Annotated in this window: 12 protein-coding genes; 1 reads left to right on the top strand and 11 read right to left on the bottom strand. The window is 46.0% G+C overall.

What is annotated here, in order from left to right; translation table 11 throughout:
- Positions 1 to 12: 12 nt before the first annotated feature.
- The 10 genes from FYJ66_RS01135 to FYJ66_RS01090 form a co-directional block, all read right to left on the bottom strand.
- Positions 13 to 1251, bottom strand: coding sequence for a dihydroorotase (locus tag FYJ66_RS01135; protein WP_338071069.1), 1239 nt, complete (start codon positions 1249 to 1251; stop codon positions 13 to 15).
- Positions 1252 to 1396: 145 nt separating this feature from the next.
- Positions 1397 to 1612, bottom strand: a complete 216-nt coding sequence (locus FYJ66_RS01130) for a cold-shock protein (protein WP_154571685.1) — start codon at positions 1610 to 1612, stop codon at positions 1397 to 1399.
- A gap of 211 nt (positions 1613 to 1823) precedes the next feature.
- Positions 1824 to 2249, bottom strand: a complete 426-nt coding sequence (gene nifU / locus FYJ66_RS01125; protein WP_154571684.1) for a Fe-S cluster assembly scaffold protein NifU — start codon at positions 2247 to 2249, stop codon at positions 1824 to 1826.
- On the bottom strand, positions 2239 to 3429 hold the full coding sequence (locus FYJ66_RS01120) for a cysteine desulfurase family protein (RefSeq protein ID WP_154571683.1): 1191 nt from the start codon (positions 3427 to 3429) through the stop codon (positions 2239 to 2241). Before FYJ66_RS01120 ends, nifU begins: the two co-directional genes overlap by 11 nt.
- Before the next feature lie 239 nt (positions 3430 to 3668).
- On the bottom strand, positions 3669 to 4169 hold the full coding sequence (locus FYJ66_RS01115) for an RrF2 family transcriptional regulator (protein ID WP_154571682.1): 501 nt from the start codon (positions 4167 to 4169) through the stop codon (positions 3669 to 3671).
- Positions 4170 to 4315: 146 nt separating this feature from the next.
- Positions 4316 to 5485 (bottom strand): WG repeat-containing protein, encoded by a 1170-nt coding sequence (locus FYJ66_RS01110; RefSeq protein WP_154571681.1) that lies wholly within the window; start codon positions 5483 to 5485, stop codon positions 4316 to 4318.
- A 329-nt stretch (positions 5486 to 5814) separates the two neighbouring features.
- The gene (locus tag FYJ66_RS01105) at positions 5815 to 6459 is read right to left on the bottom strand and encodes a TetR/AcrR family transcriptional regulator (RefSeq protein ID WP_154571680.1); all 645 of its coding nucleotides are present in this window, start codon (positions 6457 to 6459) and stop codon (positions 5815 to 5817) included.
- 24 nt (positions 6460 to 6483) lie between these two features.
- Positions 6484 to 8073, bottom strand: a complete 1590-nt coding sequence (locus tag FYJ66_RS01100) for a xylulokinase (protein ID WP_154571679.1) — start codon at positions 8071 to 8073, stop codon at positions 6484 to 6486.
- Positions 8074 to 8089: 16 nt separating this feature from the next.
- Entirely contained in the window at positions 8090 to 9355 is a 1266-nt protein-coding gene (locus FYJ66_RS01095) for a class II aldolase/adducin family protein (RefSeq protein WP_154571678.1), read from the bottom strand.
- 12 nt (positions 9356 to 9367) lie between these two features.
- Positions 9368 to 10846: an aspartate aminotransferase family protein gene (locus FYJ66_RS01090; RefSeq protein ID WP_154571677.1), complete on the bottom strand. Its 1479-nt coding sequence runs from the start codon at positions 10844 to 10846 to the stop codon at positions 9368 to 9370.
- 321 nt (positions 10847 to 11167) lie between these two features.
- Between FYJ66_RS01090 and FYJ66_RS01085 the strand changes: the two genes are divergently transcribed.
- A complete protein-coding gene (locus tag FYJ66_RS01085) occupies positions 11168 to 12256 on the top strand; it encodes a M24 family metallopeptidase (RefSeq protein ID WP_154571676.1) in 1089 nt (362 codons plus the stop codon).
- 104 nt (positions 12257 to 12360) lie between these two features.
- Here the strand turns inward: FYJ66_RS01085 and epsC are convergent, their stop codons facing one another.
- The gene (gene epsC, locus FYJ66_RS01080; protein WP_154571675.1) at positions 12361 to 13131 is read right to left on the bottom strand and encodes a serine O-acetyltransferase EpsC; all 771 of its coding nucleotides are present in this window, start codon (positions 13129 to 13131) and stop codon (positions 12361 to 12363) included.
- Positions 13132 to 13506 lie beyond the last annotated feature (375 nt).

The following is a 13506-nucleotide window of genomic DNA, read 5'->3' as shown; positions in this document are numbered from 1 at the left end:
GTTCCTCCCTGCTCATTTATCTGTGCTGTGGTCATAGACCAGCCTGTCTCCGCAAATCGTGTAAAGTATTTTTCCGTATAATTCTTGTCCGTCAAAAGGTGTTGTTTTGCCCATTGAACGGAACCGGCGGCTGTCCAGAACGAAAGGATTGTCCAGGTCTGCAACGGTCCAGCCGGAGTCTGCAGGAATGCCGAAGCGGGTGCGCGGATTAACGGCCATTATCCTGATCAAGGTATCAAATGGTATGATTCCGGTTTTGACAAGGCCTGTATATACTGCAGGAAATGCGCATTCAAGGCCTGTTATTCCGTTCATGCTCTTAAGGAAGCCTCTGGATTTTTCTTCGCTGCTGTGGGGAGCATGGTCTGTTGCCAGCATGTCCACCGTTCCGTCAAGAACTCCTTCTATCAGTGAATTCTTATCTTCTGGTTCTCTGACAGGAGGATTCATTTTGTACTTTCCGCCTTCTTCAGGGCAGGCAGAAATTTTCTCAGCTATTATCCTGCTGTCCAGAAGCAAATAGTGGGGAGCGGTCTCACAGGTTACATCTACGCCGCTTTTCTTTGCCTCGCGGATTATTTCCACACTTTCCTTTGTTGAAATGTGGCATACATGGTATGAAGCTCCTGTAATATCTGCCAGTTTCACGTCCCGCTCTATCTGGCGCCATTCGCTTTCTCTTGATTTACCCTGGGCAAGAAGTTCCTCATCCTCGCAGTGAGCGACAATTATTTTTCCAAGAGCCCTGGCAGTTTCCATGGCAGCCTTCATAAGTCCCGCATCCTGCACCCCTACTCCATCATCGGAAAAAGCGATAACATGTGGTGCCATTTCTTCCATGTCTGAAAGCTGGCCTCTTCCCTTCTGTCCACGGGTAATTGTTCCATATGGATGAACGTGTATCTTCTCTGCAGAAGGGACTTCGTTTATTGCCTTAAGCTGGACATCCAGTGACTCCATATCTGATGGTGCCGGTTTCAGGTTAGGCATGGTGCAGACATCTGTATATCCCCCTGCAGCTGCTGCTCTGCTTCCCGTTCTGATGGTCTCCTTGTACTCCTGTCCAGGTTCACGAAAATGCACGTGAACGTCGCAGAAAGATGGCAAAATAAAAGAGTTACCAACTTCGATAACTCCATCCTGTCCACCAATATCAACAAAGCCGCCATCAGCGGCATTGTTCTTTCCGCTTATCTGGAGGTTGTCTTCGAAATGGCCGTTTCTGTATATGCTTCCGCCTTTCAGAATCACTTCACTGTCCTCCGTTCAAATTACATGGCCCTCTCGGAAGGCCTTTCTTTCAACAATCTACCTTTTCATTTTACCATCAGCTGGATGGTAATTGGTGTATGAAACATGAAAAAAGCCACCGGCGATGGTGGCCTTTAATAACCGATTATTTAACAACAGTTACATTTACAGCTCTCTGCTTTGATGGATTCTTAGGATCATCCTCAACATCGAAGGTAACCTTCTCTCCATCTTTAAGAGACTTGAATCCCTCACTCTGAATTGCTGAGTAATGAACAAAAATATCTGCTCCGCCTTCGCTGTTCTCAATAAATCCGTAACCCTTGCTGTTGTTGAACCACTTTACTACACCTGTGCTCATAAATTCCTCCTGTCCAAATACCCTTAATAACCCCACGTACCTTCACGGGATTAATATTCTTTCACATTCTACGCTGTGATTTGTTTGTTGTCAATACAAAGCAGGTGCGTGTTTTGTTGGTTGAGAATAAAAAGCCCCTGTCTCACCTGGCCAAGCCCCTTGCTCTGTATAAAAAAGACGGACCAGAGCCGGTCCGTCTAGTGAAATAATCCTACAGATCGCTCTCCTCATCAGGCTTAAAGTCCTTGATTTCCGGAGGCAGCTCCTTGTTGTTCTTCTTGTAATAGTCTACCAGAGCAGCCTTGATAGCTTCCTCTGCCAGTACTGAGCAGTGAATCTTGTGTGTTGGCAGACCGTCCAGGGCTTCAACAACAGCCTTGTTGGACAGTTCCAGAGCTTCCTTTACAGTCTTGCCTTTGATCATCTCTGTTGCCATTGAGCTTGTTGCAATTGCAGATCCACATCCGAAGGTCTTGAACTTGCAATCAGTAATAACATCATTATCGATCTTGAGATACATCCTCATGATATCTCCGCAGACTGGGTTTCCTACTTCGCCAACACCGTCAGCATTCTCGATCTCGCCTACATTTCTTGGATGCTCGAAGTGATCCATAACCTTTTCGCTATATAACATGTTCTCTTACTCCTCTCTCAAGTTCATCCCAGAATGGGCTCAGCTCTCTGAAATGATTAACAACTGAATGTACCTTCTCAATAATATAGTCAACTTCTTCCTCGGTGTTGTCTGCAGACAAGCTGAATCTCAATGATCCGTGAGCCGCCTCAACAGGAAGTCCTATTCCCATAAGCACGTGGCTTGGCTCCAGTGACTGGCTTGAGCAGGCAGATCCGGAAGAAACTTCGATTCCATACATATCCAGAGCCAGCAGCAGGGACTCGCCTTCTGCGCCCTCGAATGAATAGTTAACATTTCCCGGAAGTCTTTTAGTTCTGTGACCATTCAGCTTTGAATGAGGAATGTCAGAAAGTCCCTCAATCAGTCTGTCTCTCAGCGCGATGGTCTTTGCATTGTCTTTCTCCATGTTTGCCACACCCTCTTCCAGGGCTGCTGCCATGGCTGCAGCTGCAGGGGCATTTGATGTACCTGCTCTCTTTCCTCGCTCCTGAGCTCCGCCGCAAATTACATTTACAAGCTTAACGCCCTTTCTTGCATAAAGAGCTCCGATTCCCTTAGGGCCGTGGAACTTGTGGCCGGACATTGAGAGCATGTCAATGTTCATGGCCTGTACATCTATAGGCAGATGGGCAGTTGCCTGAACTGCATCTGTGTGGAAGAGTACGCCCTTCTCATGGCACATTTTTCCGATTTCAGCTATAGGCTGGATGGATCCAATCTCGTTATTTGCAAACATGATGGACACCAGTGCTGTATCAGGTCTGATTGCGTTCTCGATATCCTTAATATCAATGATTCCATCAGGCTGAGGATCCAGGATTGTAACATCAAAGCCTTCCTTCTCCAGCTTCTTCATTGTGTTCAGAATAGCATCATGTTCAATGCTCATGGTAATCAGGTGATTCTTACCCTTAACCTTCTGTCCTCTTGCTGCAGAAATCAGTGCCTGGTTGTCAGCTTCACTTCCTCCTGATGTGAAGTAAATCTCATTAGGATTTGCTGCATTGATAGCCTTTGCAACCTTTGCTCTAGCATCTTCCAGTACTTCCTTTGCAGCCTGTCCCTCTGAATGAAGGCTGTTAGGATTACCATTGGCGTTCTTAAGGCAATCCACCATCACCTTCATCGAGGTTTCACTCATGTAAGTTGTGGCTGCGTTATCAGCATATACTCTCATGTTACCCTCCTGTTTATCAAAAGCCCGCTTCATCTCTTCACGAGCATGTTCTCATTATCTCTTGAGGCTCTTTTCATGGATTAGTTTACTCTTAATTCCTATCGTGTCAATAGGAATTATCAACTATTCATTGTGCATAAATCAGTGCAATCTGTATTCATAGGTACAGTATGATTTCCAGACTTCGTCAGTCTCTTAATGACTGTCATACAAACTGTCCCGTAAAATATTCTGTAAGCCTATCTGTTATTATCCAGGCCAGCAGCCTTTCTCTTGTGGAGACAGGTCTCCTTGTAATTAGCCATCTCAATTTCCTGAGGCAGAATCTTGTTCATATTCCCGTCAATAAGGTCCTGAAGAGAAATATTGCCAAGATAATCATCTATCACCTTGTCAAGGCCCAGCCACAGCGGCAGGGTGTAGCAGGACCCCGCTTTATCACAGGACATGTGGCCGTTTTTAAGACATTCTACTGGAGCCAGGCTTCCCTCTGTTATCTCCAGTATCTCTCCAATATTGTATTCCTCCGGCTTTCTTGCCAGGTGATATCCTCCGTTCTTTCCCCTGAGACTCTTGACGAGGCCCCCCTTGTTCAGCATAGACACCACGATCTCAAGGTATTTCATCGATAGATTCTGTCTCTCCGCAATATCACTGAGAGAAATATAACCGTCTCCCTCATTTCTGGCCAGATCGATCATTACTATAAGGGCGTAACGTCCCTTTGTTGACACCATCATAGTTCTATCCTCCTGTATATTCTGTCTGCATTGAAATTACCCTGCAGCGTAATTCCTAGTATATCACAGGGAAATAAAATGACAATGGATTTTTTCTCAGCTAACAGATTGTACAACGTCCCTGTTGTTTCAGGGTTTTCATTTTATCATCTGTTATTTTTTCCCTTCTGTCCTCTGCCCCTGAAATTTCCTGGAGATAACATCAGGTCCTGCTCGTTGCCGTACCGGTCCACCACAGCTCTTTTTCCATTACTTCCGCCGTATTTTACATCGAAGAAGCCATCGTCCCGGTACTTTATATACGTATATACTGCAGGTGCCGTCTTCGTCTTCGTACTTACCTCATATATTCCAAGACACTCCACACCGGCTTCCCTGTTATCCTCAGTATAGAACAGATATTTATCCGTATTTCCATAGATGTCTACGCCGTATATGCTCGGCCCGAAAATCGCATCGTTGTTGTAGTCCAGCACCCAGAAGTGATTATTTTTATCCATGACCAGTGCATATCCTACTTTAAGGCAGTAGAGGTCCTTATATTCGCAAGGAATAAGCTCTCTTCCCTCAGAATCGCAGGCCCCCACCTTAAGCTCTCCGTTTTTTCCAACTACGGATACCTGATATATTTCCCTGGTGTAATCAGCCAGGTGGACATATCTGTATTTTGCCGGCACTTTTACGTTCCCGGCTTCATCAGCAATACATTCCCAGGTAACTCCGTTACTGATATTTCTCAGTCTCTGTTTATAGCTCCCTCTGGTCATAGGAACTTTTTCGGAGCTCAGCACAACATAGGCGCCATTTACTATTTCTACAGGTTCTATGGAAAAAAGGAGTTTACTTTCTTTGTTGCTGTACGAAATCCGAAGGGCCTGTGCTGTAGAGGTTTTTTTCACTCCTGAACCCTGGCGATAATCTCCTGTCATTTTGTCGCCAAATAGAAACACAGCAGTTCTCGATCCGTTTCTTCCTCCAGGATAAACAGCTAGCAGAGCTTTTCCAAAAATGCCTCTGCAGCCTGCCATGAAGTTTTCTTTTCTTCCAAAAGTATCCTGGCCTCCTAAGCGCATTTTGCAGCGTCCTTCTCTGTTAAACCAGATGGATAAGCCGTTTTTCTCAAAGAACAAATTACAAAAGCCCTGGCTGCTGTCTCCACTGATGCTGGTGATCCACTGTCCCCTAAGTGTGTTCGAGTATTCTGTCAGGATCTCTCCAAACTCCCTGGCAGACTCAGATTCTCTTCCAAACCATTCATCGTAGGAAACACCATCTATGATTTTAATATTATTACCATCTGTCTTCTGAATGCTCATTTTCACTGACCGAACCTTTCCCGCCTGCTCTTTGCCGTATCCAGACTATCCTTTTAATTATAGAGCCTGTATCCAGTTAATTGCAATCGTGCCGGAAAAGGGGATGTTTTCCTGAAAATACCCTGAAAAGTCTAAAAAACCGGCAATGTCAAAAATCTTTGATGGATATTTTCTTCATTCTGGTGTTTCATAAGTGCAGGAGGTTAGAGTATGGATGCCAGGCGCCGTGGCCTGACTCATCCAAGGCTCATAGGCTTTCTAGCAAGCGGCGGCCACCAGGGAGAAGGTCTGCTGGTATGATTGCTGCTATCCGCATAGTCTGTCCATTATCATTTTTTTGTCCTGCCTTTTGGATCGAAGGCGGCGTCCATAAATGCCAGAAGATTCTTTCTCATCTGCTCATCGTCCTTCAGGCCTTCTTCTCCACAGTAGATCTTCAGCCTCTCTTTGTAATAGGGGCAGGCATATGAAAACTGAAGGGTGGTAAGCAGGTTGTCGAAGAAAAAAGCCAGATATTCAACATTCACATCTGAACGGATTTCGCCCTTCCTTGCTGCCTCTCTTATAGTTTTCTTATATGCGGAAGAACTGATGGACTCTATCTTCCGGGCCAGCGAACCTGCCATTTTATTTCCGGAGCTTGAGGTTATTTCGTTATAGAGACGGATAACCTCTATGTTTTCTCTCGAATAAGACTGCACTGCCCTGATCAGTCTGTCTGCCCTGGTCAGCAGCGGAACATCACCAGCCGAGGCTTCCATCAAGGCAGTTTCCAGGTCTTTCATGGCCTGTTCCAGGCACGCAGTGAAGAAATTCTCCTTAGTTCCAAAGTAGTTGTATATGGTACCCACACTTACTCCGGCTTTTCTTGCGATAACATTTATGTTTGCACCATCCAGTCCCTTGGAAGCAAACTCGCTGATACCAGTGTTCCTGAGGGCCTGCAGCTTTTCCTCTGGAATTTTTTTCTGCATGTTATGAGATACCTTCTCCTTTGTTCATATGTTCATATCACGGAAATTCTTCATGTTGGTCTCGTACAGCCTCTTGAACACCTGATAGTTTCTGTCGTAAATCTGCTTTTTCTCCATATCCGGGGTGAAGGAGGACCTGACTTTTATCAGTTTCCTGATCTGGTCCAGATCACTGATAAGGCCGAGGCCCAGGGCAGCAACTGCAGCTGCTCCGATGGCCCCGACATTCTGAGGATCCTCAACTATCTCGATATGGTGTCCTGTTATGTCCGCCAGAAGCTGCCCGGTTACATCTGAAAGGGCGCCGCCCCCTACAAATCTTACGGTCTGGCTTATCTGGACCTTTTCCTTCTCACACTCCAGCATCCATCTCTGGTGGTAGCAGATACCTTCCACCACAGCTCTTATCAATTCTGTCTTACCTGTTTCCAGAGTGATGTTAAAGAACATTCCAGCCGCCGCAGGATCTTCAAATGGACATCTGTTTCCGTGGAGCCACGGAGTAAAAATCACTCCTCCACACCCCGGCTCTGCCTTTTCAATGGTTTCCATCAGATAGTCGTAGAGGCTCTTATACTTTCCTTCGTATCCGCAGGTAATATCTTTTTTCTCCAGGAAAACTCCTATTTCGTCTAAGGCCAGATGATTTTTTACCCATTCAAGGCATTTTCCGGCAGTTTCCATTTCCGCAAAATAGTTGAAGCGGCCTTTCTGGGCGCCTACGATAGATGCGATCATTTTATTCACATCCAGCTTCTGGGTATCTACCACCGTTGACACCCATCCTGAGGTTCCTGTGTAAATATGGGTGCTACCCACCTCTGTTGCTCCGGCTCCCACTGCAGTCAGAGGAGCATCTCCGCCTCCGCCGAACACTTTTATTCCTTCTTCAAGCCCCAGCTGATCTGCGGCTTCCTTGCGAAGCCGGCCGGCAACGTCACTGGAAGAGATTATTTCAGGGAGATGTTCTTTTTTTACTCCATAAAGGCTGCACAGGTCACTGCTCCATCCTTCCCGTCCCGGTCTTGTATCGTACAGCATGGTGGCAAAAGCCGAATCCTCTGTCATTACGAAACTACCAGTACACCGGCATATGAGATATTCTTTTACATCCAGCCACTTATATGCCCTGGCGAAGTTATCTGGCTCATTGTTTTCAATCCATTTATACTTCCACACCGGATCTTTTGCGCTGAGAGAAGCTGCCTTGCAGATTCTCAGGCTTTTGAGGAGCTTGAAAGCATTGGCTCCGGCAATCTTTATTCCGTGGCCAAAACAGTCCTCCAGTTCCCGGCTTCCTCTCTGATCCATGTAACTCATAGGCCTGTGAACAGGTATTCCGTCCCTGTCCACAAGAACCATTCCCTGCATCTGAGAACAGAAGGACAGGCCCATTACCTGATCTGGTGCAACCCCGCTTTTATCCATTACCTCTCTGGTGGACTGGCACATGGCATCCCACCACTCATCACCATCCTGCTCAACACCGCCGTTTTCCATGGTGTAAAGCTTATATCCTCTTGTTGCGCTGGCTTTAAGACCAATGGAAGAATCAATGGAGAAGAGGCATGTCTTTACTCCTGTTGTGCCTATATCATATGCCAAAATATACATCTTCTGCCTCCCGGCATCATTTCACTTTCTTCAGTCCCTTCAGCAAAGACTTGATTTTTCCTGTCCAGTCTGAAGCTTTGTTGTTTTTATCATCCCCTGTTTTCTTCAGTCTCGAATACTTCGTAACGTATACTTCTCTTTCAAGCAGGGCATCTTTACGGCTTACAGGTTTTACATCACCGAAGCTGGCGGCCAGGTGTGCTGCGGCGCAGCCTTTTTCCAGAACAGTGGCAAGGGCCTCTGCGTCATCTGGTTCCTTTCCGGCGCATATTGCACCTGCTCCCTTTACCAGCACAGCATCACTGTTCCTGAGGGCTTTCTTAAGTTCAGAAGTACTGCCTTCAGGCATTACACATTTAATGTTTACTCCTCCAATCTGTGCAAGATCATCGATATAAGGCCTTATGGCCATTCCCTGTCTGCTTACTTTCACTGTATACGGTTTTTTTGACAGGACCACGCACTTATTACCGTTGATCATTGCTTTTCTGGCCCAGGATGGTGCAGAAGTATCTCCCTCCACATACATGCGGCTCTCACCTGCCGGTTCATCAGCCACATCTCCCAGGCAGTATCTGGAATAAAGCTTCTTTGATACTTCCTCCAGAAGCCGGGAAGCATGGAATGCCGAATCAATATCCTCTCCCACACAAACTGCACCGTGATTTCTCATCAGCACAGCTTTTGACCCGGGATTATCTGCAAAAGCTTTCCGGACATTATTTCTCAGCTTCTCCGTTGAAGAAAGGCCGTAGCCGGCGCATGGAATTCTGTCTCCCACGAGTTCACCGGCCTCACTGCTGAGTTCGGAAACATTTTCCACATCAAGTCCTATGATGCTGATTGCTGATGCGTAGAACTGATGGGTGTGTATCACCATGTTTACTTCAGGTCTGTCAAGGTATATGGATGCATGAATTCCTTTTTCGCTGGAAGGCTTAATATCTCCCATCCACGTGCAGTCACTGGCTTTCACAACTACTATCTGGTCAGGGGTCAGAGTATCATAAGCTTTCCCGCTTGGGGTGATGGCAAAAAGTTCGTCGTTTATCCTTGCGCTGATGTTTCCCCAGGTTCTTGCCACAAGGCCTTCATCAACCAGCATCTTACAGGCTTTCAGGACTTTTTCTCTTGCCTCATCCACAATTCCTTCCACAGTATCATGTTGGAGAATTCCTGTTCCTGAATCAAAAGTCATTGGAATGAACTGAGGTTCCTCATTGACGTTCTTCTTTTCTTCAGGAATGTCCAGATTGCTCAATCTGAAATCCGAATCACTCATTTCTATGCTCCTTTACAGTTTTCCGCACTTTGAGAGAACTCTGTCGAATCTGGCAATTACATCATCGATCATCTCTTCATTGTATGCGGCGCTTGTGTACAGTCTTGTTCCGGCAAGGGTGATGATTCCTTCTGCCATATATGCGGCACCCATGTGCTCCATTTCTTTCTGTCTTGCGCTGGTTTCCTTCAGGACTTTCGGAATGTTCCAAGGCTTGCTCCAGTCTATGAAGTAGTGCATGGTTCCAGCATTGTCCAGATGGCAAACTGAACCTTGATTGAAACATACGAAAGGAAGATGATATTTGTCTATTGACTTGTTGATTCCGGCCACCAGTCTGTCAGCCATTCTGCCAGCCTTTTCAATTGCATTTGTTCTTTCAATCTCGCAGATAGTGTAGTATCCGGCAACACATGAAATCGGAGTAGCCGCCATGGTTCCGCCGCACAGCGCCTTCTTTACCTTCTTTCCAGATGAATCCAGCCCTGCGCCCATGTGTGCCATTACATCTCTTCTGCCGCCAACGCCGCCGGCACCAGGATAACCTCCTGCAATAACTTTTCCGAACACAGTCAGATCAGGGTTGATTCCGTAATATCCCTGGGCTCCGCTGAGGCCGATTCTGAACCCGGAAACTACCTCATCTGCTATGAGGAGGGCTCCGTACTTGTGGGCCAGGTACTCACATCCTTTTACAAAGTCCTTAGTTACAGGCCTTGTTCCGCTTTCCGGTCCAATTGGCTCGATATATACAGCAGCCGTGCCTCCGTCCAGCTTGTTTCTCTTAAGCTTCTTCTCAAGGTCTTCCAGATCTCCCGGGAAGAATTCATCTGTATGCCTGAATACATAATTAGGAACGCCCCTTGACTGAAGTCCCTTTGTTCCCGGGATTCTGATGCCATAGGCCAGCTGATCAGACCAGCCGTGATATGCTCCTCCCATCTTCAGAATGTTCTTGTTACCTGTATAGAGACGGGCAATTCTGGCAGCCACCATATCAGCTTCAGTTCCTGAACCAAGCATTCTGAACATGTCAACAGAAGGGACCAGATCGCTTATCTTCTTGGCCAGTTTATATTCATACTCATGGAAAAGTCCTGTTGACGGGCCGCAGGTGTTCAGAAGCTGAATAACTTTCTCCCTTATCTCTACAGGATTGCTTCCAAGAACAGTTGGTCCGCCGGCCTGAAGGAGATCGTAATACTCATTTCCATCAATATCGTACAGCTTTGCTCCGGAGGCCTTCGTTATTACTATGGGGAAAGGATAATTAAATGCCAGGTTGTGTTGAACTCCTCCCGGTATTACTGTCTTGGCCTCGTCTATCATTTCCTTTGACTTAAGGCATTTCTTGTTGAAATACTGATCTTCGTATTCAGCAAGATATTCCGGAAGAATTGAGTAGATAGGACCATCTCTCAGTGCATCCAGCTTTCTGATGATCTCTTCCACATCAGGATATTTGTCAATAGCAAAACCATTATATGCCATGGGTATCCTCCTTTTGTTTACCTTAACCGCCACCGGCACCTTCATGTTGAGTGGCTACTCATCTTAGTAAAATATTATGCTCAGCCACAAATAATGTCAATGGATTCTGTTTGACCTGGCAATGTATACATGGGCGGCAAGTGAATAAGGGATGAATAATGTATTCCCCCATTAATTGAGATTATTTCTGTTTATTACTGTGTACATTTAGTAAAAAGACGTTATAATTATGTCAGACTGCGGTTCAGAAAGCAGTCTGGATTATGGTAATTGCCTGGCTGAAAGCCCGGCTCATATTTGTATCCTATAGGAGGCATTGCGATGGCTATTAAACCTAATGAGGAAAAAGTTCTGAAGTATATGGAAGAGAAGGGATACGATGCTTTTCTCGTCTCTGATCCTACCAATGTACGTTATGTAACCGGATTCACCGCCAGTGACGGAGCTCAGAAAATTCTTTTTACAAAAGGTGAAAAGATCTTCTTTATTACAGACCTCAGATACTCTGAGGACGCTGAGCTCGAGTGCCCTGAGTGCGAAGTTGCTATCTGGAGACTCCCTGGCAAGACTGTCAGCGACATGGTGGAAAAACTTCTGACTGAAACGGGATGCAAGAACGTGGCCTTCGAGTCAGACTTCATGACCCAGAACGAATTCTCTGTTATGGATAAAACCGTATCGGCTGAGAAAATTCCTACTTCCGGAGTTATTGCCGATATGAGAATGATAAAAACACCTGAAGAAATCCAGTATCAGAGGGCTGCATGCCAGATCAGCTGCAGAGCTCTTGAGAGACTTCTTGACGATATTCATGTAGGAATGACAGAAAAGGAACTGGCTGCCCTCCTGTCACTGTACATGGTACAGGAAGGTGCAGACACAATGCCTTATGGAAATATTCTGATTTCCGGAGCAAGAACATCCCTGCTTCACGGAGTGCCTAGCGAAAAAGCCGTTCAGTACGGCGACTTCGTTCTGATGGACTTCGGATGCCAGGTAAACGGATATATGTCTGATATGACACGTACAGTAGTTGTGGGAAAAGCAACTGAAGAGCAGAAGACTGTATATGGGCTGGTTCAGGAGATGTTTGACCGGTGCAACAAGATTACGAAAGCCGGCACCGTGGGCAAGGACATTTATCTTGAATCCCTGAAACCTCTTGAAGGAACACCATACAAGGGCTATGAGTACAACAACATCGGACACGGAATCGGTCTGTTTGTCCACGAAGGTCCTTTCGATTCCATTACCGACGAAACACCGTTCCCTGTTGGAAATGTTCGTACAATTGAGCCGGGTCTTTATATTCCTGGCTGGGGCGGCGTAAGGATTGAGGATCAGATCCTGATCACAGAAGATGGATTTGAGAACATGATCGACTTTACCCACGACCTCATAGAACTGTAACCTGTAATAGCTTTGATTTACTTATGAAAACACCTGCATCAGATTCTAAGTTCTGATGCAGGTGTTTTCGGTTATATTTATTGTCTGAATTTTACTGAGCTATTTTACTGGGCTTTCTTCTCTGATAGCCAGGCCGGATGGCCCTTGGACCCATCTTCGAATTCATCATGAGTGACTGGACACTTGCCGCACTGTTCTGGCATGTGCTGGCCTTTTAACGGACATTCGTTGTCATGATTGGTTCTCTTCTCTATTATCTTGTTGGTGACTACACATCTCTCGAAAGTACGCTGTCCCTTGTCTTCCTGTATTTTCTTGATGTTTCCGTGTTCATCATAAGAAATGATGCTGTCTCCGGTCTTTCTCTTCACGATTCTTGCCGGGGCCCCTACAACAGTAGTGTCATGGGGAACATCTTTAAGTACGAAACTCTCGGCACCTATCACCGCATTGTCTCCTATTTTTACCGGTCCCAAAATAGTGGCTCCTGCACAGATGGTCACGTTGTTTCCAACGGTAGGATGCCTCTTACCACTGTCTTTTCCGGTTCCCCCCAGAGTAACTCCGTGGTACATGCTGACGTTATCGCCGATCTCAGCAGTTTCTCCGATTACGACGCCGTGACCGTGGTCTATGAAAAACCCTTTTCCTATTGTTGCCCCAGGATGTATCTCTATATTAGTCTTTCTGGCAGCTCTCTGAGAAATCCACCTGGCCAGAAAATAATGACCTTTCAGATATAGTTTGTGTGCTCTTTTATACGATCTCAACGCCTGAAAATAAGGATAAAGGAGAACCTCGGCCTTTGAGTGAATGGCCGGGTCTCTCTCCTTTATCACTTCATAATTCTCGTTTAAGTCCTTGAAAAAGCCCATCTGATACCCCACTTTACATTTCGGCTGTTACGATATTTCTCCCCGGAATGGATCTTACAGTGATTTCCGAAAGAGTATACCGCCGCAGTTCTAATTCCCTCAATTCCTATAGGAATTATAACAATTGGACAGCAAATGTCAATGGATAGCAGATCTGAATTAATCCTGAAGCTGCTACAAAAGATGCAGAGAGAAGGAGCTGCCCGCTATATGGAAGGAGTCCCTGCATTACGCAGCTGAAGATGTCCAGCAGGGATGCTGTCCTTCTGCGGTCAATATTGTACTGATCGCTGATGTTCCGGGCCAGGTCTCCTGTTACCAGAATTGCCCTATCCAGAACTTCTCAAGAATCTATTCTGCCACCCTCAAATATCT

The sequence above is a fragment of the Allobaileyella intestinalis genome, assembly GCF_009695865.1.
Taxonomy (GTDB): Bacteria; Bacillota; Clostridia; order Peptostreptococcales; family Anaerovoracaceae; genus Allobaileyella; species Allobaileyella intestinalis.
Note: the sequence above shows the minus strand (reverse complement) of the source record. Positions and strands in the feature narration are given on the sequence as shown.

Bases quoted from the DNA above. Each gene is read 5' to 3' on its own strand.
- FYJ66_RS01130 (WP_154571685.1), bottom strand. From the start codon at position 1,612: ATGAGCACAGGTGTAGTAAAGTGGTTCAACAACAGCAAGGGTTACGGA.
- nifU (WP_154571684.1), bottom strand. From the start codon at position 2,249: ATGTTATATAGCGAAAAGGTTATGGATCACTTCGAGCATCCAAGAAAT.
- FYJ66_RS01120 (WP_154571683.1), bottom strand. From the start codon at position 3,429: ATGAGAGTATATGCTGATAACGCAGCCACAACTTACATGAGTGAAACC.
- FYJ66_RS01115 (WP_154571682.1), bottom strand. From the start codon at position 4,169: ATGATGGTGTCAACAAAGGGACGTTACGCCCTTATAGTAATGATCGAT.
- FYJ66_RS01110 (WP_154571681.1), bottom strand. From the start codon at position 5,485: ATGAGCATTCAGAAGACAGATGGTAATAATATTAAAATCATAGATGGT.
- FYJ66_RS01105 (WP_154571680.1), bottom strand. From the start codon at position 6,459: ATGCAGAAAAAAATTCCAGAGGAAAAGCTGCAGGCCCTCAGGAACACT.
- FYJ66_RS01100 (WP_154571679.1), bottom strand. From the start codon at position 8,073: ATGTATATTTTGGCATATGATATAGGCACAACAGGAGTAAAGACATGC.
- FYJ66_RS01095 (WP_154571678.1), bottom strand. From the start codon at position 9,355: ATGAGTGATTCGGATTTCAGATTGAGCAATCTGGACATTCCTGAAGAA.
- FYJ66_RS01090 (WP_154571677.1), bottom strand. From the start codon at position 10,846: ATGGCATATAATGGTTTTGCTATTGACAAATATCCTGATGTGGAAGAG.
- FYJ66_RS01085 (WP_154571676.1), top strand. From the start codon at position 11,168: ATGGCTATTAAACCTAATGAGGAAAAAGTTCTGAAGTATATGGAAGAG.
- epsC (WP_154571675.1), bottom strand. From the start codon at position 13,131: ATGGGCTTTTTCAAGGACTTAAACGAGAATTATGAAGTGATAAAGGAG.